The following is a 25594-nucleotide window of genomic DNA, read 5'->3' on the forward strand; positions in this document are numbered from 1 at the left end:
GCCCTTCAGGATCTTTGCCTTATAGCCGTAGTACCTGATGCGGGTGACTGATCCATCCGTTGAACAAGAACACCCCGCACTCCGGCATCTTCCAGGGCGTTAGCGCGGCAGCGATCCGCCATCGTCCTTGTTTACTACGCTTTCAGTGGAATCGAGACATGAACTTTAATCAGCTGTCAGTGAAAGCCAGACTCACGTGGGCGTTCGGCGTACTAGCCGCGCTTGTTCTTGTGGTCTCAGGCATTTCGTTAAAGGCATTGAGCGATTCCAATGACCAGTTCTCAGGTTACATATCGGGCGTCAACGCCCGCGGAGACATGGTCGTGGGCGTTCGAACCGCGGTTGATCAACGCGCTATCGCCGCTCGCAATCTGGTGCTGGTGACGAAACCGGAGGATCTGGCGATTGAAAAAGCTGCGGTGACGCAGGCCCACGAAACCGTCGCCAGCCGCCTTCGAAAGCTTAACGAGATGGTCGCCAATGCCAACGACGTGACCGCTCAGGCGCGCGAGCTTGTGGCAGAGATCAATCGTGTCGAATCGCTTTACGGACCGGTTGCGTCGGCTATCGTCGACCTTGCTTTGAACGGCAAGCATGACGCAGCCATCACGAAGATGAATGACGAATGCCGGCCACTGCTCGCTGCATTGGTCAAGGCGACGCAGGCTTACGCGGACTACGCCAATAGCGTTGAGTCGCAGTTGGTGCAGGAAGCGGCCGGGCACTACGTCAGCCAAAGGAATGTGCTGATCGCCATTTGCCTGGCGGCGGCCTTGGCCGGGGCGCTGGCCGGTGTGCTGATTACCCGCAGTTTGACACGTGCTCTCGGCGCGGAGCCGGCCGCACTGGGTGAAGTCACCCAGCGCGTGGCTGGTGGGGATCTGAGCCCCGTGCCGGGGGCGAACAATGCGCCTGCCGGGAGCGTACTGGCTTCGATGGGCGAGATGCAGGCAAGCCTCGTGCGCCTGATCGGCCAGGTTCGCGCCTCTGCGGACAGCATTGCCACCGGTTCGAGCCAGATCGCATCTGGCAACGTCGATCTTTCTTCCCGCACGGAACAGCAGGCGGCTTCACTGCAGGAAACCGCTGCGAGCATGGAAGAGCTGACATCAACAGTGAAGCAGAATGCCGAAAACGCGCAGCAGGCGAGTTCACTCTCGGCCAATGCGTCCGAAGTGGCGGGACGGGGGAATGAGGTTGTCAGTCAGGTGGTCGATACGATGGGCGAGATCAGCACGAGTTCCACCAAGATCGCGGATATCACGGGAATCATTGAAGGGATTGCTTTCCAGACCAACATCCTCGCGCTGAATGCGGCAGTGGAAGCAGCCCGTGCGGGCGAGCAGGGACGCGGGTTCGCGGTGGTCGCAAGCGAAGTGCGCAGCCTCGCCCAGCGCTCGTCCAGCGCGGCAAAGGAAATCAAGGACCTGATTAACGCCTCCGTGCAGAAGATCCAGAATGGCTCGTCGCTTGCGAATGAGGCGGGGAAGACGATGTCCGAGGTCACGCAGGCCGTGGCGCGTGTGACTGACATCATGGGCGAAATCGCCGCTGCGTCGACCGAACAAAGCCGGGGCATTGAGCAGGTCAGCCAAGCGATCACGCAGATGGACGAGGTCACGCAGCAGAACGCCGCGCTGGTGGAGGAAGCGGCAGCCGCATCGAAATCACTCGAGGATCAGGGGCGGCAGTTGAACCAGGCGATTGCGTTCTTCCGTCTGGATTCCCAGGCCGCTGCGCATGCAACGGACGGATCCGCCAACCCGTCAACCCTTCCGGCAACCCGCGCAGCGCGGCCGGCGACGAGGAAGGCTGCAACGCCCGTCCGGCCGGCCGCAGTGCCTCGTCTGGCAGGCGCCAGCGCAACGGCTGTCAACAGCGAAGGCTGGGACTCGTTCTGAGTTGCTTGAACGACATAATCAACGGAGCCCACCATGGAAACGATGGAAAGGGCTCACGCCGCTATCCCCGCGAGATTCGCCGCCGCGCATGCGGCCGCGGCGAATCCCGATCAGGCGGAGGCTGCATCGCACCTGGCCGGAGGATTCCTGATTTTCCGCTTGGTGCGGAAGAGTACAGCGTAGACATTCTGCAGGTCCAGGAGATCCGCTCGTATGAAGCGCCTAACCCCTCTTCACCGCCGAGCTTTTTCGGCGACGGGAAGCGACGACAAAGAAGCGAACGCTCCTTAGAACGTGTGTCGAATGCCGACGGCAAATGTGTTGCCGATGGGATGATCGCTCAGCTTGTCAATGGAGTAAATCGCGTAAATGTCCGTCCGCTTGGACAACAGATGATCGTAACCGAGAGCGGCGGTGTTTCGAAGGGTGTTGGTCGTATGCGTGGGCCCTGACCGTTGTGTGCGTGCCCACTCCGCAAGCAGGAAGTCAGCGGGCGAGAACGGGATCGACAAACCGGCTTCGTAAGTGTGGCTGCCTGTAGGCGTACTCACGTCACTCGTCATCGCCCACGCTCCGTAGAGCGTCACGACCTTGAAATCGTACGCTGCGCCCGCGAGATAGGCATACTGCGCTCCAACCGGCCCTGCTGCGGTGTACCGCACGCGCTGGCCGGACAGCACTGCCGTGAGACCGTGACCTTGATAATTCAAGTGAACGCCGAGGTTACCAATGCCAGGCGAACCCGCAACGCCACCCAGCCCGTAGATTACCGTTGCGCCGAAACCTTTAAAGTCCGGGGTCGTGTACTTGGCAGTGTTATTCCACGCCGTATCTCCGATGATCGTGCCGCCATAATTGGCCACGAATGTCTGGACAACGAGTGGAGAAAAGACGACAGATGATCCGAATGGATTGACGAGGGACTCTGCCGTATAGGTCGGGTTTCTGTGCCGTCCCAAGGTTAATTGGCCGAAGTCGCCTTTAAATCCCACGTACGCATTGCGTGACCAGAATGGGTCCGTCGCATTGCGACCCTGCGCGCCGTTTTGGGGCTGGAAGAAGCTCTCGAGGGCGAAGATGGCACTGACGCCGCCGCCTAGGTCTTCGTTGCCGCGGATTCCCCAGAAGGAAGTGGTAAGTCCGCCGCTCCCCATCAGTACCGCAGATTGCGGCGTGTCGCTGCGTTTGACACTCCCGACATAGGTGCCGATGAGGCCATAAAGCTGGACCTGCGAGCCGCTATCTGCGCGGGCGCCGACAGAAGTCAATGCTAAAACTGAGCAGAAAAGCGCTGTAAGTCCAAGCGTACCAACAATTCTCCGCGCGGGAGAGCTGGCCATTGCCCGTTGTGCCTTTTTCATTTCGGTTGTCTCCATTCATATTTTTTCGAATGATTTTTTTCGTGCGTCAACACTGAGTACTACTGATAGGGCGGCCTGGGGCGCTGGCGCGTGTCGCAAGCATGTCGGCAAAGCTAACGGTATTACGCGCCAGCGTGCTCCTTCCCTGGTGTCATATCCGGAGAAGGAGTCACAGCGATTCAGAGGCTACGGGGATATCTCTTCGAGAGCGCGATTGGTCGTCTCCACCATTCGCGCGGCGACGAAAAAGCCCACTGCACTGACCACGGCAAACATGACGAATACCGCAGCGATGCCCTTCCCTGTCAATACGACACCGACGATCGCTGGCGCTGCAGCAGAGGCTGCTCGCAACCAGGAAGTCGCGAGACCAGTACCGATGGCGCGCATCCGGGTCGGATAGATTTCAGGGGTGTAAAGGTACAGAAGTACAGTCGTGGTTGCTATCACGGCGTAGGCCGACGATCCCAGGAGCATCACTGACCATGCGCTGCCAGCTCCATGAATGCCCAGAGCGGCGAGCAGTATTGCGCTGATGATGAAACAGGCCATTGCCCAGCGACGGCGCCCTACCCGGTCTATCAGTAACGCGCAGGCAAGCACTCCGCACGTGCTAAGGACATTCGAGATTGACGCCATGTGAAGCGACTCTTGCAGCGGCAGATGGTAGACCGTCCTGTAGAGACTGGGCAGCCAGTTGTTAATGCCATTGGCCACAAAATAAGAGCTCGCCCAGAGCAACCACACGACAACGGTGCGTCCTCTGTAGAACGGGGAGAAGAGTTCTTTCCAGGTTCCTTTCTTCTTCGACTGGAGTCCGTTCAGAAGGCTCACAACGCGCTCGTCGACTTCGGCCCTCTGCGTTTGTGTGTCGAGGCTGCGCTTCGCCGTGCTTGCCTCCAGACGCTCGATGATTCGTTCCGCCTTATCGAAACGCCCCCTTGCAATGAGCCAGCGCGGCGATTCCGGAAGGCGTGCGATCAGGATCGCCACGGCGATGCCCGGAATCCCGCCGATGAGGAACATATACTCCCAGCCGAAGCGGGGGACGATGAAGGCACCAAGCTGCGCGGCCGCAAGGAGACCCAGCGGAAAAATGAGTTCGTACAGGATGAAGAAACGTCCTCGGCCATGGGCTTGAGAAAGTTCGTTAATGTAAGTGGCCGCCACGGGCACTTCTCCGCCTACTCCAATACCTTGCAGGAAGCGCATCAAGAAGAGCATAGGCAAGTTGCCGGTGAAGGCGCATGCGATGCTCATTGCGGACATGGCACCGACCGTTATCGTGGCGCTCGGCACCCGGCCAATGCGCTCGGCAAGCCAACCGAACACCAACGCTCCTACGACCTGTCCGAGATAGCCGGCGGCAATCAGCGCGCCGATCTGGCCGGGAGAAAGATGCCAGAGGCCGACGAGCACCGGAAGCACAAAAGCAAGCGAGAGGGCGTCAAACGCATCAAAGAGGGTCGCGCTGCCCATGACGATGCGTGCCTTGGTGTGCCATCGGCAGAACGGTACGTTCTCGATGCGGAACAGCAGGTTCGCCGCACGCAGTTGCTCGCTGACCGCGCGTGTTTCGCTCTGTGGTTGACCAATGCCCACACCGTAGGCGGTCGAAGGGGTGTTCATGCTGTCTCCTGTAAAGCTGCATTTTATGGACCCTCGGTCTTTTTCTTGTTTTGAAGCACCGATCGCTTTTCTCTCTTATTCTGTCGCGGCGTCGGAGCTTTTTTGGTCGTTTCCCGATCCTGTTATGGGCGACTCGCGGAACGAGGTTTCGCGAGTCACCGTTACTTCTCAACGCTTATAGCGAAGCGAAGCATCGCTTCGCTATCGTCATGCGGCTAAGGTGCGCCGCTCCCCCGTCAGTCGACGAGGCCGGCCGAACGAAGCGCGTCAGCGATTTCAACGTCCGCGCCTTCCGCGAGCGGCAGCAACGGCGAGCGCACCGTCGCGTGCTCGAGAATGCCGCGTGCCACGAGGCCGTGCTTGAGTGCAACGGTGCCTTCCATGTGCGAGCCACGGTGGTACACATTGCGCGTCACGGGCAGCAGGCGATCATGGATCGCGCGAGCCGCCTTGTAGTCTTTCGCCTTGCCCGCTTTGATCAGTTCGATGAGCGGCTCGGGGGCCAGGCCGCCATAGCCGACGAGTGCGCCATCAACATCAAACATCGTGTGCAGCAGATATTCGTCGTGGCAGGTGAGGATTTGCAGTTCCGGACGCTCGCGGCGAATGATGGGAATCTCCACGTCCCAGCGGCGCATGTTGCGCACGCCGTTCTTCATCGCAAAGACGCCAGGCTGCGCGGCGATTTCCAGTTGTGTTTCGAGGTTGTAGGTTGCCTTGGTGGCATCCGGGTACTGGAACAGGATGAGCGGCAGGCCGCTGCCTTCGTAGATCGCGCGATAGCGGTCTTGCGGTGCGCCCTTCTGATAACCGAAGCGCAGCCAGCCGTGCGACGGATACACCAGACCGGCCGAAGCGCCGGCTTCCACGGCACGCTTCGCTTCTTCGACCGCCACTTCGGTGCCTTCCAGCGTGATGCCGGCGATGACCGGGATCTTGCCGTCAACGGACTTCACGAAGCTTTGGATAACTTCAGCCTGTTCTTTCTGTGTGAGGAACGTACCTTCGCCAGCGTGGCCAAGAACCGTCAGACCTTTAACTCCCTCGATGCCGCCGAGCCAGGAACCCAGCCGTTGAATTGCTGCGTGGTCCACCGCTCCGTCGCGGGTGAAGGGTGTAACGGGTGCCGGGACCAAACCGCGCAGATCGATCGCTTTCATGACGTCTCCATCCAAATTGAGCTTTTTCGGCTCCTCTTTCTGCAGAGGAGAGCCCGCTGCTCGTTTCGCTTCAAGCCGGAACAACGGTGCATGCGTTGCAGTGTAGGGATGGACGGCTCATGCGAGAACTGTCTAACTGCACATTTCAGCTATACTGATTTGACATATCTCATCGAGGGGCCAAGCGGTGGACTACGCTGCCTGGAAGCTGTTTATCGACGCCGCGGAACTCGGGAGCCTGAGCAAGGCCGCGGTTGCTTATGGGACAAGTCAGCCGCATATCAGCCGCCAGATTGTTGAGCTTGAGCAGTACTGCGGTGGCCGTCTGTTTCAGCGCACCGGAAGAGGCGTGGTTTTGACCGAGTTGGGGGCGCGTATCGCCCCGCGCGTGAGGGTATGGCTGGCCAGTACGGAACAGTTGTCAAACGACATCCGCAGTACGGCGGGAGAGCCGATCGGTGTAGTCAGAATTGGGATTCTGCCCTCGACCGCGCATCCGCTTGTCAGCACCCTTTACCATCGCCTTCGAGAACGTTATCCCCTAGTGCAACTACAGGTTCGCGAAGGTCAAGGTGCGTTGCTGGAAACGTGGTTGGAAAACGGCAGTGTCGACATCGCAATCCTTTTTCGAAACAGTCCGACGCCGAAAAACGGTGACGAGTATCTGGTTGAGGCCGCAACTTACCTGGTCGGCGCAGAGGGCGATCCTCTGTTAAAGCAGCCTACGATTGCTTTTTCAAAGCTCGATGGGATTCCGCTGGTCTCTTTCTGCCGCCCCAACAGCTGGCGCGACCGACTCGAGCAAGTTGCCGGTGAACACCGGATCTCCCTGAACTTTGCGGCGGAAGCGGACTCGTTGAGTCTGCAGGCGCATATCGTTGCCGATGGCGGCGTCTATGCGTTGCTCGGACCTTACGCGATTGCCAACCTTGAAAAGGAGTGCCGGCTGCAGGCGTCGATGGTAGTCGAACCTACAGTGTCTCGCTTCATTGCGCTTGCCATGTCGCCCCACGGCGAACTGACACTTGCTTGCCGAACGGTCATGCAACTCACCAAGGAAATAGCGCGTTCGCGGAACCTTTCATCCGACCTCCAGCGGGGCGTGTCCGCAGCGTTTTTACGCTCCATTTAAAGGGCTGAAATCCGGCGCGCAGAAATCGTGTTTCGCAATTCACTTTTGTTTTTTCAAGGGTAACTAACTATATTTCGGCAGCTATACTCCTTCGGGTCCTTGCCGTAACGGCCGAACACTGCCCTCATAGGTGTGCGATGAAAAAGATTGTCCTTGCGACCGCGCTCACGTTGCTCGCCTCTTCTCCAATAGCTTCGTTTGCCCAAACCGACGCTCCGGTAACCCGAGCACAAGTACGCGCGGAACTTGCTGACCTCGAACGCGTTGGATACAACCCTATCCCTGACGATGTGGATTACCCGACCAGGCTGAACAACGCTGAAGCTCGATTGCAAGCTGACCGGATGGCGTCGCAACGTCAGGCTGCGAATCAGTCGGCCACGCAGCAACGGTAAACCTTTTACGCTTTTACGGCCCAGGCGGGCACCCATCGTTGCGCTCGGATGCCCTGTCGGCCGCCGTCGGTTTGCAAAACGGCGGCTCGTCGAGATAGGCGGCCTGTCGAGGACTGCACGGTGGGCGCATAACTATCTCCTGCCGCCTTCGAGCCTACCGCCGCGACCCAATGGAATACAGCAGCGTCGTTCTCTAGCGAATATTTCGGCGCCCAGCCGCTCGCCGGCGTTACGCAATGGATTTCGCCAGTCGCGGGTTCCGCTGCAACGAAGGTGAGCGTTCGTTGATCCGCGGACCGGTGTCTGTTTCGGCGATATCGCCAGCCGCGAACTGCTTGCGGTAAGCAGCGGGTGTGAGTTCTTTCAACGCCTTGAACTGTCGGTTGAAGTTGGCGACGTTCGGAAATCCAGACCGGGCTGCAACGACGGAAACAGGCGTGGAGGTATGTGCGAGCATCCGGCACGCATGTCCAATCCTGACCCGCGCGATATATCGGCCGACGCTCTCTCCAATGTGCTGCTCGAAGTAGCGCGCCAGAGAACGCTCCGACACGTTCGCAGCCTCGCAAAGTTCGGATAAACGCAGCGGCTCGGCGAAGCGTGAATCGATCATCGAAAGCACGCGATTGATACGCTCCGGTTCGTGGCCCGAAGGACCCTCTTTCCGATCGCTGAACGCGGCAGGCGAAGCGAGCGGCTCGCCGGGTGCTTCCGCTAGCGCGCACAAAACGTTCAGCACGACCGCAAGGCGTTGTCGCGGCGCGCTGGACAGCAGATTGTCGAGCTGGCCGTGCATGGCGAGGCCGACCTCCGGACCGAATGCCAGTCCGCACGCCGCCCGCCGTAGCAGGTTACGCAAAGGCGCATATTCCGGGCAGACATCCGCCAGCCGCCGCGCCCAGTCGCCGCCGAACCAGATCACGATCGCAACCTGAGGGGACGCCGCGTCAATCGAGCGGTTCGACGCCCACGTATGAGGAAGATTCGGCGGCACGAGAACCAGGTCTTCCTCTACATAGTCTGCAATCGAATCCCCGATATATCGCTTGCCCTGACTGTTCAACGTCAAGGTCAGTTCGTATTCGGGATGATGGTGCCATTCGAACGGAATGCGCGGCAGACGCCGATGGTAAACCCGGACCGAGCAGTCGTCGCCAAACTCGACATGTTCGTACGCTGGTTTCATGGCAGAAGGCGCAAAGAAATTGTCTGAATGGTATCACTTTTGTGGATGCGGTCGGCCTATCCTGCGGACATAGCAGAACCCACAAGGAGACGACATGGCACTCATCATCGACGATCTGCCGACAGCCATCCGGCAGGCCAAGCAGGAGCTTCGCGCACGACTTCCGAACTATCGTGATGTTTTCGCCGAGGTGGATGAAACAATCCGCGCCGAAGCCAGCAGAATTGCCGCGCAACGCAAGCGCGGCGAAAACGTGATCCCCGAAATCCAGTTCTCCGACATCGCGGCGCAGCGCGTGAGCGCCGAGCAGATCGAGCTCGTCAAAACGCGTGGCGCGTGTGTGATCCGCAATGTATTCGACCGCACTTTGGTGGAAGGGTGGGACCGCGACATCGCGGACTACGTCGAACGCAACGACCTGGATACGCGTCTGCAGAACCGCGCCGAGGACAAATACTTTGGCCAGCTCGCGTCGAGCAAACCACAGATTTACGGCGTGTACTGGTCAAAGCCGCAGGTCCTCGCACGCCAGGCGCCGTCGCTGACTGCGGCCCGTGTCTTTCTGAACCGGTTATGGCGCAATGAGAGTGAAGGCCGGGTCCATTTCGATCCAGAGCGGGTGCCGGTTTACGCGGACCGGATGCGTCGACGGCCGCCTGGTTCCGAGTCATTGGGCTTATCCGCGCACTGCGACGGCGGCTCGGTCGAGCGGTGGATCGAGGCGAATTTCCGCAAGGTGTACCGGCATGTGTTCGACGGCAACTGGCGTCGATATGATCCGTTCGACGCTGCGTTCCGGCCGGACGTAGAGGAGATTGCGTCGCCCGCCGTATGTTCGATGTTCCGCACGTTTCAGGGCTGGACCGCACTGACGCCGCAAGGTCCTGGGGACGGCACGTTGCAACTCGTCCCGATTGCGAATTCGATGGCCTATATCCTGTTGCGCGCCCTTCAGGACGATGTCGCCGACGACGACCTGTGCGGCGCGATGCCAGGCCGCGCGCTTTCCATCAAGCCGGAATTTCATGCGCCGCTTTTCGACGCGCTTTCATCGATTCCCCACATGCAGGCGGGCGACACCGTGTTCTGGCATAGCGACGTGATCCACGCAGTGGAAGACGCGCACCGCGGCGCAGGCTACAGCAACGTGATGTATATCGCGTCGGCGCCTGCGTGCGCCAAGAACGACGAATACCTCAAGCGCCAGTTGCCTAGCTTCCTTGAGGGCAAGAGTCCGCCTGACTTCCCCACTGACCATTTCGAAGTCGACTTCGTGGGACGCGCAACCGTCGAAGATCTGACACCGCTCGGTAAAGCCCAACTCGGTTTCGATCTGTAAGCGCTACCCTGGCGCACGCCTTCGCGGCGTGCGCCTGTCTGGTGATTCATAAAGAAAATTAACGGAGACAGCAATGAACAGAACACTCATGTCAGCTGCAATTGTCGCAGCGGCGCTCGCCACAAGCGCACAGGTCGCAAGTGCTGCCGAGTCGCTTTCGGTATTGCATTGGTGGACCTCGGGCGGTGAATCGAAGGCGATCAGAGTGCTTAAGAACGACATGAATAAACAGGGTTACGAGTGGAAAGACTTCGCCGTAGCCGGAGGAGCCGGGGCGGCTGCCATGACGGCGTTGAAAACGCAGGTCATGTCCGGCAACGCGCCGTCGGCTGCGCAGATCAAGGGGCCCTTGATACAGGACTGGGCTGATCAAGGCGTGCTGGTCGATATAGACAAGTCCGCGACCGACTGGAAAGCGCAGCTTCCAGCGCAGATCAACAAGACCATGATGTCGAAAGGCCACTACGTGGCCGCGCCATTCTCGGTCCACCGAATCAACTGGCTGTGGATCAACAAAGCCGCCCTCGACAAAGTGGGCGGCAAGGCGCCGACGACATGGCCGGAGTTCTTCGCGCTGGCCGACAGGTTCCGGGCTGCGGGCATTACGCCCGTCGCGCGTGGCGGCCAGCCGTGGCAAGACATGACCATCTGGGAGACGGTCGTACTTTCTCAGGGTGCGGATTTTTATCGAAAGGCCATGATCGATCTCGACCAGAAAACACTCACTTCGCCCCAGATGTTGCAGGTGTTCCAGACTGTCCGGAAGATTCAGGGTTACTTCGACAAAGGCTCGACTGGTCGCGACTGGAATCTCGCGACCGCCATGGTCATCAACGGATCGGGCGGGATGCAATTCATGGGGGACTGGGCGAAAGGTGAGTTCGCCAATGCGAACAAGAAGGCCGACGTTGACTATATCTGCGGGGCTGCGCCCGGTACGTCGAACGCTTTCACCTACACAGTAGATTCGTTCGTGTTTTTCCAGCAGAACGGCAAGAAAGAAGCGACGCCTGGACAGCTTGCGTTGGCCAGGACAATCATGTCCCCCGCCTTCCAGGAGCAATTCAGTCTTTACAAGGGTTCCATTCCGGTGAGGCAGGATGTTGCAATGGACAAATTCGACGCCTGCGCCAGGAAGTCGTACGCAGACGAGCAAACCACAATCAAATCCAACACGTTCTTTCCGTCGTTCGCGTTTGGTGATGTTCAGTCCTCAGCGACCGAAGGCGCGATTACCGATGTCGTGACGGGTTTCATGAACTCGAATGAAGACCCGCAAGAGGCGGTGCGCAAAGTCGCCGCTGCAGCGAAGATCAAATAGATACGAGCTTCCGGGCCGCCTCGAGAAAATCAAGTGGTCATGCAAGGTCATTCGAGGATATGGGGTGACCTTTATGAACGTCTCCTCCATGTCTCCATGATGTGGATTTAGCCCGCCCGCGCGGGCTTCTTTTCTTTGGCGATCCTCTCAGCCACCGCACTGTTGTGTAGCCTGACACGTATTTAGCGCCAGATGAAATAGCCGGAGCGGCTGGAGACGTATAGCGCGGCGCTGCATTCAGCGGTGACATAAAAAGATGCTACTGCGACCCGCAAATCAACGAAAAGAGGCCAGAAAAAAGCCCTATTCGTAACGCAAACGCACGCACATGACCGATAGAATTTCTTCCGATGCGCACGTTACGCAATGCCACGCGCCCGATACCTGTCGGATCGTTTTCTCACATCGGATTCTCGCTTAATTCAGCATGACACGGCTTGCACGGCACTACGTCCCAGACCAACCACAGCACGTTATCCTGCAGGGGCTCACAGGGCCTGCATTCCTGGACGAAGGCGACTACCGGTACTTCCTCGCCTGCCTGGCAGACGCGGCGCGCGTCGCCGATCTGGCAGTCCACGCGTGGGTACTCATGCCTGACGCGGTACAGCTGCTCGTCACGCCTTCGTACGAGTCGAGCGTAGCCATGGCGATGCAGGCGATCGGCCGCCGCTATATCGACACCTTCAACCGACGCCATGGACGCCGCGGCACGGTGTGGCGCGGCGAGTACCGCGCAACCGTGATCGAGCCCGATCGGTATTTCCTGCTCGCGAGCCAGGTCATCGATCATGCGCCGGTGCGCAACCGCGTCGTGGGCGAGCCGGGAAACTACCGGTGGTCGAGCTACGCGCACCACGTCGGGCTGCGTGTCGATAGCTTCATCAAGGATCATCCGCTCTACCGGGCGCTCGGCCATACGCCGTCCGAGCGCCAGCAGGCTTACCGCGATCTCGGCGCACAGGCCCTCGACGAACGCGATGTCGATAACCTGATGCAGTCGACGCTCAAGGGCTGGGTGCTCGGCAGCGCCACATATTGCGAGTGGGCGGCGCAGACAGCCAATCGACGTTTGATGCCCCTTCTGCTGCGTGACCGGCCGCGCAAAGTTCAGACGACGCGCGCCCTCGAACACGTGGGTTAATCGATAGATCGTCGTGGGTAGGAAGGCTCATGGCAGTGTGGGCATTCCTGCATGCCCACATTTGCTGATGCGATAACGCCACAATAGTTGCGCCTCCAACCTCACGCTCGCTGGACTTTATAAACGCGCATCTCGCGCCAGATGATCGAGCGGAGGTGCGTCGTCAGCCGCCTCCGCGTGCCCGACTGCCAGCTGCGCACCGAATTCAATCGTCATCCTCTCCTCCGCTAAATCCGACGTCCCGCGAATTAACTTGCATCCCGGCCAAATACTGTATAAATTTACAGTACTGTTTTTATATACAGGATCGGCCATGAATCAACTCATCCGCATCTTGAACGACGGTGACCGCGAAACGCTCGCGTCGTTACGCAAGCATGTCGGAGACGTGCGCGTGGCCGCTGCGGCGCGGCATCTGGGGAGTAACGGCAAACCGTACGTGTCCGCCGTGTGCCGCTATCTCGGCGTGCGTCCGCCAACGCCTCATCAACATAGCCGGCCTGTTGAAGACTGCATGGTCGGCGATAACTATCTAGCCCAGATCCGCGAGTTGTTGGCACAGCGAAACCGGGCGTTGTTGAAGCATCGACTTTAATGCTGCGAGTTACTGCGAGTCCTCAGGGAAATAACAACATGGTTAACGACGCTGCTCCCGATATGGAAGTCCACGACATCAACCCTGCCGCCCTCGAACGCGCACTCCGCAGCGCGTCGCTCGATCTGCAGCAGATCATTGCCACGGTCGCAGGTCGTCACCTCGATACTGGTCGTCGCCGTTACTCAAACAGCGCGCGATTGCCCACCTGGCGCACGCTGCTCGTAATCGACGAACAGGTCTTCGAGAATCGGGGCTTCGTGGCGAGACACAACGAGATCGTACGTTCGACGTTTGTCCGGTTTGAGGACAGCCGGTTGTGCGGGATGGATCTCGACGAACCCGTGGACTGGCGGCGTGACGACGACAACCTGCCAGCCGTGTACCTGCTTGTGCGCGCACTGGTGCAGGCCGACGGTGCTGACGGGGCCGCCCAGGACTGAAGTGTGAATATCGGCCCTTATAGGGTTGAATGCGCTTCAGAAGATTCAAAGTTAAATGAGCCAAATTCCAAATAGTTCAGACTTAAACGAACCACGAGTTCAGGGTGGCTGAGCGGTGCGCCCCGAAAGCTTCATCCCAGCGGCATGACTAGTTCAAGTCCAAACTCCGCATTTGCGCCGGGCCGCCACCACGACAGGAAATACTGCTTTTAAACAAAAAGTTACCCTGTGCCCAGTTGTCCCACAACGGTGCGCGCGCAGTCCCGCCCCCACGCCATCCCCGCACAGATCAAAAAAACAAAATGCGCGGGTGGAGCGACGTTGCACTCGTCGTTTCGACACGATCAACTTGTCTTGCAATACCTTGGAAGTGGCTGGTATCGACTCAAGTTTTCCACACGGTGTGCGCTATATGCCGCGAATCGCGGCCAGTAACAAATCAAATACGCGAGCGGAATGAAGGAAGTGACAGTAGTCACGCTGACAGTCGCGCTTATAAACAGGAATATCATCATGACGAAACCATCGCTCGCGGTAAACGCGATGACGGCGAAAACGACTAGTGCACCGAAGAGCCCCAATTCCGCAATTGTGGCGGGAAGGCCGCCAAACAGCGCACCGAGCGCCATGTCTTCCTGGATCAAGCGGATGTATGGAAGGTATTTGTAGTGGGCCATGATTTCTGCTGCAGTGACGCCCTTAACGATATCCTCGAGCCGCGCGTCGAACATGAACGCGTAGCCGGCCAACCGGTGGCCAAATGTGTCCGATCCGAAAAAGTCGTTGGATGCAAGGTACACCGAGATCACTGACATCACCACGTAATAGGCGCCCATTATCACCAGCGGATGGAGCGAGCGCAACTTGTCCCGAAATGGATAGACCGCTGCAAAGAGGAAAAGCACCATCGACGACTTCGAGAAGCTGATGAAAAGACCGAAGAGATAAAGAGCGATGAGTTTTTTATTGGGCGAATCGCTGTAAAGATGCAGGATAAGCGACACCGCAAGCAGCGAAGAGAAGAACCCCGCCTCGCGTGAGAATCCCGAGACGCGGGTAAAGAAGAAGACCTCATAGAAGTTCGTGTACGTCATTGTCGCGTTGTCGCCCCAGATCAGCTGCGAGAGATTCGTTGGGCCGAGCTGGTACGAGAAGTCACGATCGATGTAGTACATCGCAAACTGCACGGTTGCGAACAGAATGTTGACGACCATCCACGGATGAAGGTAACTAATGCGGCGCTCTGCCGTGTACATCAGGTAACCGATGCAGATGCCGATCGACAGAACCCGCACGGCTGCGGAAGGAGAAGTTAGCGCGCATGCCAAAGCCGCAATCAGCAATGGGCCGACCCAGCGGCGTGCCGTACTGGCGAGAAAACGGGAAAAATCCGGATCGAGAAACGGAATCACGATATAGAAGTAAAGCGTGGTCCCGTCCACCTGTGGATTGAGAATCACGCAGGTAAAAAACATATAGAACAACACGGATACTAGTCTGGAGTACATTGCTTTCTCAATGCAAGACGCGCAACAACCGTCAGGTCGCGATCACGAAGCGCCATGCTCTGCAGGTGGCGGAGTACTTGCCGCGGAGTAGGCCGCCGCATAGCTGTAGCTGCGTTTTTCACTGCGCCGTCGTGGCATCGCGTTGAATATCATGCCGATCAGACGCGCGCCCGCACGCTCGAGACCTTGCGCGGTGTCCTCCAGCTCTCGTTCGCTCTGGGCGTTCGGCCGTACCACGAGCACTGTCGATCCCGCGAGAGAAGCGATCAGGTTTGCATCACTAACTGCCAGCACTGGCGGTGTGTCTATGATGACCACGTCATACAGTCCGCCAAGACGGTCAAGTAGTTGTTGCATGCGAGGTGTCGAGAGCAACCGGGACGGATTGGACGGATACCGGCCCGCAGCGATGAACGAAAGTCCATGAACGTCGGTGCTTTGAATGACGGCACCGGCATCGACCTCACCACTCAGAATTTCAGCGAGGCCACCTCTGTTGGTCCGCTTCATGATGGCGGCCAAATGGCCTCGGCGCATATCGCCGTCGATCAGCAACACCCGCTTGCCGGCTTCCGCGCTCAGGACAGCCAGATTTGACGAGATAAAGCTTTTTCCAGTACCGGGCGTTGCGCCCGTCACGACAAGCACGTTGTTCGGGGCGTCCTGAATCTGCCGTTGCAATGACGCACGTATGCTTCGCAAAGCTTCGAGCGGCATGTCGTCATACCCGTCGGTGGCGAGCAGGAAGCGACCGCCGGCCAATACGGGGTCTTGCGGAGCAGAGCCCCCGTAGGTCAATCTGGGTGGCGATCCGGTTACCCTCTCGTCCCCTGTTTGCTGTGCTCGACCGGAAAGCCCTTTCTTCGCCGGCGGCAGGTTCAAATTCTGCGCACGGTCTAAGCGGGCCTGCTCGTCACTGAACAGCACGTGACCAAAAACAGGCAGGTTCAGATGTCGCTCGGCCACCAGCGAATTCTCGAGCGAGGAAGACCATAGGCGCCGGACAAAGATGTACAGGAACGCCGCGATCAGACCGCCGGCGGCGCCCACGCCGATCACCAGCGGGCGCTTGGGTTTCACAGGGTCAACGGGCAACAACGCGGTATCGATGATGTGCACGTTCCCAAGCGTCCCGGCCTGCGTCACCGCGAGTTCGTTGGATTTGTTGACCATTGCGACATAGATGTCCTCGGCCACCTTGACGTTACGCGTGAGGTCGGCCGAGCGACGCTCCGATGCGGGTAACTGGTCGAAGCGCGCTTCGAACGCACTCTTGGCATTTTGAAGTAGTGCAAGCTGGCTAACGATAGTCTGGACATCACGCGAGTTCGGCGCAAAGTGACTTTCCAACGCTGCTTTCTGTACCTTGAGTGTCGCGATCTGGCGATCGAACTCAATGCTTCCCTGGAGGTAGGAGGCGGCTTCGGTACCCGCCTGCATCGAGCTCGATGCAGTTCTGTACTGGCTCAGTTCGGCCTCTGCCTGCGTCAGGTTGGCGCGAAGCTGCGGCAGTTCTCCAATGATAAAGTCCCGGGTGGTAAGGGCCTCGGCGCGGTGCTGCGCGATATGAGACGCGATATAGCCTTGCGCGATGCCGTTGGCGATCGCCCGGGCCAATTCCGGATCGGTGTTCTCGTAGACGATCTGCACGACGCCGGTGTCCTTACCCGACTCGCTGACCTTCAACTGATGCTGGAAACGTTCGATTGCCTTGGCCTCACTTAAGCGCACTAGCGTGAATTCGGTTCCGGGGCGTGCAACGAGCCGATCCATCGTGAGAGCGACGCCATTGGCTTGAGACGGTACGCCGGGCGTGCCCACAAGCAAGGTCCGCCCGTTCTGATCGGCGAGACGGTAGCGGCCGTCAGCAAGCGCGGTCAACGTCAATGATTGGTCTTCGAGGCGGGCCGGCACGGTCAGCGAACCGACGGACGCCTCCTCTCCGCCCCATGCATAGGAACTCAAGCCGATGGGAGCCGGCATTGGCGAGCCCGGTGTGGCGAATTGCCGAATCATCGCCCCGATAACAGCGACGCTCTTCGGTGTTATTAAGGTATCCTGTTTGAATTTCCTGATCACCGGCGCAATCACGCTCCGGCTTTGGATAATCTGAATCTCGGCCTCGGTGGGTAGCGTGGGCGGAATGACCCGCTCCTGCGCCTTTGACGCTTCACCGAGCGCATTGGGCTGAGGGAAATCAACTTTGACCAACGCGTCGGCGGAATAGATTGGGGTCGCCGCGAATGCATAAAGCGCGGCCAGTCCCGTGACCAGCGCGACAATGCCGGCGATCAACCAGACGTTATCTACGATCTGCCGTGCCAGTTCGCGGGTTGACAACGCATCAGCGTTATTTTGTAGCACGATTGGCGGAGTACGGGAAACACTCGGATTCATACGACGAACTCCTTGTTTGTTGGAACCGGAGTGAACCACTGACCGGCAAATCCTCTCCCCGAACGCGCCTCGCCGATCGAACGGCGCATCAGATTGAATCAGGCATTCATCACGCTTTGGTGGGGATCAGGGGGCTCGTTGGCGGCAGGGGTCGTGCAGTCCGGTCTCACCTGATAGATTGCGGCGCCGCAGCGATAGCGTCTGTGCTTTACCGCACAAGACTCCCAAATCGCGTTATCCGAGATGTTGCCCACCAAATAGAAACAGCCCGCGGCTTGCAGGAAGCGCGCGGGCTGCGGGAGCGGGGGGTGCTACCCCAACACAGTAGTGTAATGGCTCAGGTCAGACCGGATTGGCGGCGACGAATTTCTTGAACGCCGAGTAGGACGGGTTTTTCGTGACGCCGTCCGCCTGTATGAGGCCGAAGTCAGGATCGATCAGGCAGTACATCTGGACCGACTGAATGTTGTACTGATCCTTGAGCGACCGGTACTCCGTCAGTGCCTCGGTTATGTAGCTAGCTTGCTGCGTCGGCGTAACCTGGCTTCCCTGCCAACCCCATTCCGTCAACCAGATTGGCAAGTTAAAGGAGTCCTTCAGAATCTGCAGCACATTCACGCAGGCGTTGTTTCGCCAACCGCAGGTGATATCGCCTGAACTCTGATACCAATGGAAAGTCGTGTAGTCCCAACGGACCGGGGCTGCACCCGAAACACCGTTGACGGAGCCATCAGGCGTGATACCGCTCCAAAGCATCTGCAGGGCACGATAGGCAAGCGGGATACCAACGTTGACACCGCACTGGATCGTCGGATCGATTGCCTTCACACCGTCGATCATGCCTCGAATGACGCCGCGGAACGCCGGCCAGATCGCGGGACTATAGTTATTTGTATTGCTTCCGTCACCGTTCGCAACCAGACCGTCCGCATCGAGTTCGTTGCCACACTCGATGTACTTAACAAGGCCTTTCAGCGGCTTGGCGATCGAGGCGCCAAGGTTGTAGCCTAACGTGTAGGCGGCCGATTCCGAACTGTTCTGGTTATAGGCGGTCGACCACACGTTAATACAGGGCATGATGGTCACGCCGCTGCCGGCGAACGCGCCGGTCAGTGCGTTGGCCACTGTTTGAGCCATGCCGGCATCCGCCACGTCCACGCGATAGTTCGTGACGCCGAGATCTTTGAGCAGTGCCAGTTGCGCAGCTGCCGACATGGTGTGGTAGATGCCGTCGGGCCACGCAAGGTGGCCATTCATGCCGTAGAACAGATTGCCCGAAGTCGACCCGGAACTTGCCCGGGTGACGTTGACGGTGATGGTCTGTGTGGTCTTAGTGCCGCCGGCCTGGCCAGCCGCGACCGAAAATGCGACCACGTCGATCTGGTGCGACCCCACGGACAATTTCGTCGTGTCAACCTGGACGGAAAATTTGCCGCTGCTCGGTGTGGTGTCGGGGCCGATCTTGGCAACCGTGGCGTGGTCATAAACGGCGACGTTGCGCCAGGTGGTGCCGGCCGTGCCGCTCACCGTGATGGTGCCGGACACAGTCGCGTTCGCCGCAGGCGTGGTCACCGTGAAGCCGTTTGAGCCGGCCCTGTTGGCCACGGTGGCGTCGTTGGCCACCGCCGCAGGCGAATCGCCGCTTCCGCCGCCGCCGCACGCGGAAAGCGCAATCGACCCGGCGCCCGCGATGAGACCGGCGAGGAACTTCCTTCGAGGGACGGATTCATTAGGAATCAGGGAAGGGACGGACAGTGGAAGATGTTGCTGATTTTTCGGTCGGTTGGGTAAGGTCATGAGTACAACTTACGCAGTTCGGTTGGGGATCGCAGTATATGTGCCCGACTTTTTCGTATGTTGTAACTGGATGTAAAAGCGCAGCAATAAGGCGAACTATCTCCAGACCAATGCGGAAAAGCAAATATCCGCATTACGCGTATCGAAAAAGAGAACATATGTGCGCCACCGAACATACGAAGTGTTGCCCACGCGCACGGATAAAAAAATTATTTACCTATTAATTGGGGGTTCTCAAATCTTAATTTTTGTGCTCAATCCCTTTCTGCTACGGCTCCTGCGCCTCGTTTCCAGAGAAACGAATTGCAATAAAAAGATCAAATAGTGAGACCAATTATTCATACAAATACGTTAATCGATGCTTGATTTTGTATGACGAATAACGTTTTGAATTAATAATCTCAAAAAGATGCCGACCCTTAAATAATTGACGGGTTTTCCATTAGTCACCATAGAAAATCTTTTAACCACGCCCATTCTGAAGTCCATTGCGAATTCCGCTCGCAAACGTTCAAGTTCTCGTCAGACGTTTGATTGATTCTCCAGATGAAATACCGATCGCGGACGTGATCTGGCACGCGTGAGCAACACGCTGTGGTTCAAACGCACGCTCGGCGGTGAATGCTGCGAAAGTTCGATGTCGTACTGACGAGCGGCCCAGCGCACCCTATCTTGGGTCTGCCCGCCGCGAAAGATGCGGTGCCCCGCGTTCTCCCCAGGTGCCGCAGCACCCGCCTCTTCGCTCGTCAAACCGACCGGGCCATTTTTCATCAGCGATTCAACGAGGATTGATCCGATGCCGACGATTCATCGCCGCCGCAGCCTGTTCAGATCACGCATATCCTGGCGCACTGCGCTGGCCGCACTGGTGTTTCTGGCTTTCTCAGGCGGCTCATACGCGCAGGTGACGCTGCAACTGGTCAACCCGCCGGGCTCGCAAGTCAACCTGACAAGCGGAAAGAAGACCCTCCAGTTCAAGGTCCTGTCGCCGGCCCGTTTGCGCGCAGCGAAAATGACAGTCGGCGTTTATTCCTACGACAGCGACGGCAAGGCCGCGCCCGCGCCACTCGCCTCGTACGAGAAAAGCGTCGGCAGCATGGAGGGTGGCAAGACTATCGACATCGAGGTACTGATCCCGCGTTCCGGTCTATACCGTGTCGACGCAACCTTGAAATCACCGGATGGGGAAATCCTCGGCAAGACCACGAGCACGCTGGCTGTCGTCACGAAACGCGACGAGGTCGGCCCTTCCGACTTCGGGGTCGGCACGCACTTCGCTCAACGCGTCACACCACCTGCATCGGTGCTACTGCCGCTCGTCAAGCAGGCTGGGTTTTCGTGGATTCGGGACGACCTCTATTGGGCGGCAATCGAGAAAAAGCCCGGTGTGTTCAAATTTCCCAAGAGCTATGACGCCTACCTGGCGTTGAGCAAACGGCTCGGCATTTCGACTGTAATCGTACTTGGCGGCGGTAACGCTGATGCCTACCCTGCCCTGTTTCCGAAATCGGACTTTCCATTTTCACCTGATGCCCGTGCGCGCTTTGCAGCTTACGTCGATGCAGTGGTGGCGCGATACGGCGACGACACTGTGGCTGAACCCTACGGCGGAACAGTTAGCCATTGGGAAGTGTGGAATGAGCCTGACTTTAGCAAGATCAGCTACGCCGCCTATCTTGCCCTGCTGTGGGAAACGTTCGGCGCGATTAAAGATGTGGATCCCAACGCATCGGTGATTTCTTGCGGCGGCGGCGGCTCGGGCGGCGGCCCCGGCGGCGACTGTGTGGTCGGCCTGCTCAAGGAAGGAGGACTAAACGACCAGACGGGCTTTAGCGTCCATCCATATATGTCGCCGAATACGCCAGAAAAGGGTTACCGAACCGTAGACGCACCAATCGACGCGGTGAGCATCCCCACAGTGTGGCCCTATCTGAAGGACTTTATCGCCGACCGGGTGAAAACAGACGGCCGACCTCTGCAAGTTTGGGTGACGGAGATGGGCTGGCCCGTCAATCCCAAGGAACCGGGGCAGGACGAGGCCATGCAAGCGGCCAATCTGGTGCGCAGCTATTTGTTGTCACGACGCTATGGCACGGTTCGCGTCCTGTTCTGGTATGACTTTGTCGATGACGGCACCGACCCATACAACATCGAACATAACTTCGGGTTGCTGCATTACGACCTGACACCGAAACCGGCATTCGTCGCGGCATCCGTATTAAGCAGCACAGTTGGCAAGCGACCGTGGGTGAAGGCGTTCATCGACTCGGAGAACGTCAAGGCATATCAATACGGAACCGACGATCCGGTTATCGCCGGTTGGACCGTCGACGGCAAGCAACATGATGCGGTCGTGAGCCTGCCGCCGGGAAAATACATACTGCGCGATTGGCAAGGTGTCGATACGCCTGTGTCGATTAGTGCTCAAGTCTTTCATTGGCGAGTGGGCTCAATTCCCCGCTACCTCATACCAGAACGACGCTAGCGTCGGCGCGACGGGAGCGACTATTCACGTCGTGCTCCGCGGCTCCTGAATCATCTTCCACCCATTACCGGCGGGGTCGCGAAACCCAGCGTCGACGCTGCCATAGCGGTCCACCGGTTCCTGGGTGAATTCCACGCCACTTTCCTTTAGCCGGGCATAGCTCGCGCGGCAATCGGACACCAGCAGGACGAGTGGCGGCATGGCGCCCTTCGCGACCATCGCGCGCAGAGTCTGCGCGGTGGCATCGTCGTGAATGGGCGGACCGGGTCTGAATAGCCCGAGCTGGAACGAAGGCTGGTCCGGATGCTGGACTGTCAGCCACCGGTAGGCGCCGTTCACCACGTCCGTATGCACGCGGAATCCGAGTTTGCCGACGTAGAATTCCAGCGCTTCGTCCTGATCGTCGACGTACACGCCCACCACACTGATACCCTGGTTCATGACACCTCCTTGGTTGATGGCCGCAATGTACCTTTGGCGGCACGGCGGCGCTTCTCCAAAACTGCGATGGTGAGATCGGGACGTTGAGCGGCCTTCAGAACGCAAGCGGGTACGCGATCGATCTGCTGCATGGCGGCCTGCGCCTCCCGGCGCATGGCGCTCGGGCTCCGACCGTTAATGTCGCGGAAGATGCGGCCAAAGGTGCCGAGGCTCTCCCAGCCGGTGGCGAAGGCAATTTCCGTAATGCTGAGCGCAGTGTCGCGCAGCAGGGTATTGGCTTGCTCGATGCGCCGCGTCAGCAGGTAGCGATGCGGCGGGATGCCGAAGGCCTGCTTGAACGAGCGCGCGAAATGGGCCTCGGACACGCCACTGACCGCAGCCAATCGTTCGACAGGCCAGGCCTCGTGCGAAGCAGCGTCCATTCGGTCTTTGGCGCGCAGCAGGCGACGCAACAGCGCCGGTGCCTGCAACGTGTCGATACCCGACGGCGCCGGAGACGAGGTGTATGGTTGTTTAGGTTCGGCCATGAGCGTCATTCTGTCGCCATCCTTCGTTGCGAGCGCGGTGCACGGTCAATTTTAGCGCGCCGGACTCCCAGCAGCCGGCTTTCGGCGCGTGCGGCGGCCGTCGGCCTTTGCCAGGACACGCCTTTGCGCAGCTTCGGTCGTCATCGCATTCCGCGCGGGACCGACCGACCTCAAAATTACACACCGCTGCATTACTATGGATAGCTGAATGACAACGCGAGAACAATCCATGAACGCATCGGCTATCTCTGCCCTGGCTGCCCTTGTCGGTGCCGCGATCGGCGGCTTGACTTCGGTTCTCGCCTCCTGGCTGACCCAACGCACCCAGGTTCGCGCGGAGTGGCTAGCGCATGATCTCGCGTGGCGGCAGGAACTGTACAAAGCGTTCATCGAGCAAGCGACGAATTGCTATGTGCACGCGCTGCAACACAAGGAACCCGATCTCGCCGGCCTGGGCAACCTCTACGCGGAGATCAGCCGCATGCGCCTCCGGTCGTCCCTCGAAGTCGCGGACGAAGCCGACGTGATCGGACGCAAGATCGTGGACACCTATCTCGCGCCAGACAAGTCTTTCATCGAGATTCGCGAGATGCTCGCGGATGGCTCGATCGACATTCTCGGCAAGTTCGGCGACGTGTGCCGCGCGGAATTCGCATCGCTGCGATCACAACAGCTCTGAGCGGCATAGCCGCACCGTTCAGCGTGGCTTCAGTTCAACAGGCGGATCAGCGCGATACCCGCCGCCGAGCGCCTTCGTCAAAGCAATTTCCTGACTGAGCACTTGACCGTTGAGCGTAAGCAGGGCGACCTGTTCCGCGATCACCGGCTGGCGCGCTTCGAGCGCCGCGAGCCGGCTCGTGAGTCCGCGTTGATAGTAAGCCTCAACACTGTCCCTCGTGAATGTAACCGATTCGATCCGCTGCTTCTGCAAAGTCTTCTGCGCATCGAGAGACTGCAGACGACTACCCGTCTGCGCGACATCGCGTACGGCGTTGAGAACGGCCTGGTTGTACTGCTCGATCAGCAGGTTGCTCCCCTCGCGCGCGCCGCTCAGGTTCGCATTGAGCCGGCCGCCGTCGAAGATCGGCAGATACAGGCCCGGAATCAGGTTGATCTGCTGGCTTGCATGCGTGAAGAGATCGGCGAGGTGCAAAGCGTTGAAGCCGAAAAATGCCTTGATGTCGAAGCTCGGATAAAACGCCGCCTTTGCCGCATCGATCTTGTCGAACGACGCCTCGACATACCATCGCATTGCCTGCAGATCGGGCCGCCGGGCCAGCAGCTCGTACGACAGCGTCGCCGGCAAGGCCGCCTGCGAACGTGGCAGCGCGACGGGTTCGATCGTGGGCAGCCCAGCGGGTCCGGCGCCGACCAGTGCCCGCATCGATTCGCGAAGTTGCTTGATCTGCCCTTGTGCCGACACGATCTGCTGCTCGATGGCCAACTGCTGCGCGCGTGCTTCTTCGAGCAGGGTGCGGGCTTCGAGGCCGCGCGCCGCACGCGCTTCGTGTGCTTGCACCGCGAACGCCGCGACCTCATGCGAGTCGCTCAGCAGATCGATCAGCTGATAAGTCGTTTGAATACCGTAGTAAAGCTGCGCGACATCCGTCGAGATTTCGAGTTCGACAGCGGATGTCTCGGCGAGCCGCGCATTGCTCACACCCAGCGACGCGGCGACCTCCGCGCGTTGCTTGCCCCAGATGTCGATATCCATGCTTGCACCCAGTCCAACGACGCCCTCCGTGTACCACGGCCCGGTCAGCCCCGCAGCCGGTTCGTTCTTCGCGAACGGGCCGAGAAAACCGTTCGCGGAAATATGCTCGCGATCCAGCGACGCCAGCGCGGCCACCTGAAGGTTGGATCCTGCTTTGGTCAGTTCCACGTCCGACTTCGCCTGTGCGACGCGCGTGCGCGCGATCACCATCGTCGGCGCGTCGGCGAGCGCCTGATCGATCAGCGCGTCGAGTTGCGCGTCGTGATAGCGCGTCCACCAGCGCGCAGCGGGCCAGCCGTCGCGTGCGAGATGGATGTCGTCCGCGAGATTGATCTGCTCGGGCGCGATCTCGGAATGGGGCGTGCCGTTGTGATGAATCAGCGCGCAACCCGACAGCAGTGACGATAGCCACGCGAGGCATAACGCGCGGCGACGCCATCGCCGATCGCACAAAACCGGTCGCGCCTTCATGCTCGTACCGCCGCTGATGCGTGCGCCGCGACCGGCGCCTCGATGCGCCAGTCCGGCAAGCCCGTGATCTGCCGTAACAGTTCGTCCGCTGCGGTGATGATCGACTGATCGGCAGGCAGAGCCGGTTCGCCCGCTTGCGCAGCGATCTCGATACGGCGCGGTGCGCGCGCATCGGGTGGGTTGGCCGCTAGCTCATCCGCGTACCGGTTGAGTTCGGTGCCGGCTTGTTGCTGGGCTGCGCGCACTACGTCGATCGTGTGTGGGCTCGCCAAGTCCGCCTGCGCCACCAACGTGTTGCGCAGCGCGTCGGCCGCCAGCATGATCTCGCGCCCCTGCGCGAGGACCGTTTGCGCGCGCAGTGTCAGTTGCGACTGCTCACTTTCCTGCCAGCCCGGTTCGAGCGCGACACGCGAGAGCGTCGTCTCGCAATCGGTCAGCACGGCCCACGCCTGCAACTGCCGCTGAGCATAAGGCAACTCATCTGCCTGCTCTTCGCCGACCTGCGGCGGGCGCACCTGTGCGGCGATCGCGCGCAACAGGGTAGCGAGCTTCAGCCGCAGCACGTCGCCCTCGCCCTCGCGCCAGAACGACATCTGCACGAACGTCGCCACACCGACGCCCAGCAGAATGCCGACCAGCCGGTCGCGT

21 protein-coding genes and 1 pseudogene are annotated in these 25594 nt (G+C 59.3%); 10 read left to right on the plus strand and 12 right to left on the minus strand.

The window, feature by feature from the left end:
• The first annotated feature begins 158 nt into the window (after positions 1 to 158).
• Positions 159 to 1901, plus strand: coding sequence for a methyl-accepting chemotaxis protein (locus B0G73_RS37710; protein ID WP_106286122.1), 1743 nt, complete (start codon positions 159 to 161; stop codon positions 1899 to 1901).
• Between the two features lie 287 nt (positions 1902 to 2188).
• Here B0G73_RS37710 and B0G73_RS37720 read toward each other — a convergent pair whose 3' ends face one another.
• From B0G73_RS37720 to B0G73_RS37730, 3 genes are all read right to left on the minus strand, one after another.
• Positions 2189 to 3262 (minus strand): porin, encoded by a 1074-nt coding sequence (locus B0G73_RS37720; protein ID WP_106286142.1) that lies wholly within the window; start codon positions 3260 to 3262, stop codon positions 2189 to 2191.
• Positions 3263 to 3448: 186 nt separating this feature from the next.
• Positions 3449 to 4891 (minus strand): MFS transporter, encoded by a 1443-nt coding sequence (locus B0G73_RS37725; RefSeq protein ID WP_106286123.1) that lies wholly within the window; start codon positions 4889 to 4891, stop codon positions 3449 to 3451.
• A gap of 236 nt (positions 4892 to 5127) precedes the next feature.
• The gene (locus tag B0G73_RS37730) at positions 5128 to 6051 is read right to left on the minus strand and encodes a dihydrodipicolinate synthase family protein (RefSeq protein ID WP_106286124.1); all 924 of its coding nucleotides are present in this window, start codon (positions 6049 to 6051) and stop codon (positions 5128 to 5130) included.
• 187 nt (positions 6052 to 6238) lie between these two features.
• On the opposite strand from B0G73_RS37730, the gene B0G73_RS37735 reads away from it, so the two are divergent.
• Together B0G73_RS37735 and B0G73_RS37740 are read left to right on the plus strand one after the other, a co-directional pair.
• Positions 6239 to 7183: a LysR family transcriptional regulator gene (locus tag B0G73_RS37735; RefSeq protein WP_106286125.1), complete on the plus strand. Its 945-nt coding sequence runs from the start codon at positions 6239 to 6241 to the stop codon at positions 7181 to 7183.
• 137 nt (positions 7184 to 7320) lie between these two features.
• A complete protein-coding gene (locus B0G73_RS37740) occupies positions 7321 to 7578 on the plus strand; it encodes a DUF4148 domain-containing protein (protein ID WP_106286126.1) in 258 nt (85 codons plus the stop codon).
• Between the two features lie 229 nt (positions 7579 to 7807).
• Here the strand turns inward: B0G73_RS37740 and B0G73_RS37745 are convergent, their stop codons facing one another.
• The gene (locus tag B0G73_RS37745) at positions 7808 to 8764 is read right to left on the minus strand and encodes an AraC family transcriptional regulator (protein WP_106286127.1); all 957 of its coding nucleotides are present in this window, start codon (positions 8762 to 8764) and stop codon (positions 7808 to 7810) included.
• A 94-nt stretch (positions 8765 to 8858) separates the two neighbouring features.
• Here B0G73_RS37745 and B0G73_RS37750 point away from each other — a divergent pair, with 94 nt between their 5' ends.
• The 3 genes from B0G73_RS37750 (at position 8859) to B0G73_RS37760 (ending at position 12568) form a co-directional block, all read left to right on the plus strand.
• Entirely contained in the window at positions 8859 to 10103 is a 1245-nt protein-coding gene (locus B0G73_RS37750) for a DUF1479 domain-containing protein (protein ID WP_106286128.1), read from the plus strand.
• A gap of 73 nt (positions 10104 to 10176) precedes the next feature.
• Positions 10177 to 11424 carry an ABC transporter substrate-binding protein gene (locus tag B0G73_RS37755; protein ID WP_106286129.1) on the plus strand — a complete coding sequence of 416 codons (1248 nt, stop codon included), beginning with the start codon at positions 10177 to 10179 and terminating at the stop codon, positions 11422 to 11424.
• A 427-nt stretch (positions 11425 to 11851) separates the two neighbouring features.
• A complete protein-coding gene (locus B0G73_RS37760) occupies positions 11852 to 12568 on the plus strand; it encodes a transposase (RefSeq protein WP_106286130.1) in 717 nt (238 codons plus the stop codon).
• Between the two features lie 117 nt (positions 12569 to 12685).
• Here the strand turns inward: B0G73_RS37760 and B0G73_RS41005 are convergent, their stop codons facing one another.
• Complete coding sequence (locus B0G73_RS41005; protein ID WP_219907327.1) at positions 12686 to 12883, minus strand: hypothetical protein; 198 nt, start codon at positions 12881 to 12883, stop codon at positions 12686 to 12688.
• Between B0G73_RS41005 and B0G73_RS37765 the strand changes: the two genes are divergently transcribed.
• Positions 12882 to 13163 (plus strand): hypothetical protein, encoded by a 282-nt coding sequence (locus B0G73_RS37765; protein ID WP_106286131.1) that lies wholly within the window; start codon positions 12882 to 12884, stop codon positions 13161 to 13163. The two genes, B0G73_RS41005 and B0G73_RS37765, sit on opposite strands and share 2 nt — an antisense overlap.
• Before the next feature lie 38 nt (positions 13164 to 13201).
• Complete coding sequence (locus tag B0G73_RS37770) at positions 13202 to 13606, plus strand: DUF2471 domain-containing protein (RefSeq protein ID WP_106286132.1); 405 nt, start codon at positions 13202 to 13204, stop codon at positions 13604 to 13606.
• Between the two features lie 344 nt (positions 13607 to 13950).
• On the opposite strand, the gene B0G73_RS37775 is transcribed toward B0G73_RS37770, so the two are convergent.
• The 3 genes from B0G73_RS37775 to B0G73_RS37785 form a co-directional block, all read right to left on the minus strand.
• Positions 13951 to 15114, minus strand: coding sequence for a hypothetical protein (locus B0G73_RS37775; protein ID WP_106286133.1), 1164 nt, complete (start codon positions 15112 to 15114; stop codon positions 13951 to 13953).
• A gap of 42 nt (positions 15115 to 15156) precedes the next feature.
• Positions 15157 to 17511, minus strand: a complete 2355-nt coding sequence (locus tag B0G73_RS37780; protein ID WP_106286134.1) for a polysaccharide biosynthesis tyrosine autokinase — start codon at positions 17509 to 17511, stop codon at positions 15157 to 15159.
• Positions 17512 to 17853: 342 nt separating this feature from the next.
• Positions 17854 to 19308, minus strand: a complete 1455-nt coding sequence (locus tag B0G73_RS37785) for a glycosyl hydrolase (protein WP_106286135.1) — start codon at positions 19306 to 19308, stop codon at positions 17854 to 17856.
• A 796-nt stretch (positions 19309 to 20104) separates the two neighbouring features.
• Here B0G73_RS37785 and B0G73_RS37790 point away from each other — a divergent pair.
• Positions 20105 to 21793 carry a beta-glucosidase gene (locus B0G73_RS37790; protein ID WP_106286136.1) on the plus strand — a complete coding sequence of 563 codons (1689 nt, stop codon included), beginning with the start codon at positions 20105 to 20107 and terminating at the stop codon, positions 21791 to 21793.
• A gap of 24 nt (positions 21794 to 21817) precedes the next feature.
• On the opposite strand, the gene B0G73_RS37795 is transcribed toward B0G73_RS37790, so the two are convergent.
• Complete coding sequence (locus B0G73_RS37795) at positions 21818 to 22234, minus strand: VOC family protein (RefSeq protein WP_106286137.1); 417 nt, start codon at positions 22232 to 22234, stop codon at positions 21818 to 21820.
• Positions 22231 to 22761, minus strand: coding sequence for a helix-turn-helix domain-containing protein (locus B0G73_RS37800; RefSeq protein WP_106286143.1), 531 nt, complete (start codon positions 22759 to 22761; stop codon positions 22231 to 22233). Before B0G73_RS37800 ends, B0G73_RS37795 begins: the two co-directional genes overlap by 4 nt.
• Before the next feature lie 208 nt (positions 22762 to 22969).
• On the opposite strand from B0G73_RS37800, the gene B0G73_RS37805 reads away from it, so the two are divergent.
• A complete protein-coding gene (locus tag B0G73_RS37805) occupies positions 22970 to 23440 on the plus strand; it encodes a hypothetical protein (RefSeq protein WP_243856613.1) in 471 nt (156 codons plus the stop codon).
• A gap of 18 nt (positions 23441 to 23458) precedes the next feature.
• Here B0G73_RS37805 and B0G73_RS37810 read toward each other — a convergent pair whose 3' ends face one another.
• Positions 23459 to 24946 (minus strand): MdtP family multidrug efflux transporter outer membrane subunit, encoded by a 1488-nt coding sequence (locus tag B0G73_RS37810; RefSeq protein WP_106286139.1) that lies wholly within the window; start codon positions 24944 to 24946, stop codon positions 23459 to 23461.
• A pseudogene (locus B0G73_RS37815) lies at positions 24943 to 25594 on the minus strand (FUSC family protein); the annotation flags it as partial. The pseudogene B0G73_RS37815 and the gene B0G73_RS37810, both read right to left, overlap by 4 nt.

The organism is Paraburkholderia sp. BL25I1N1 (assembly GCF_003002025.1).
Classification (GTDB): Bacteria; Pseudomonadota; Gammaproteobacteria; order Burkholderiales; family Burkholderiaceae; genus Paraburkholderia.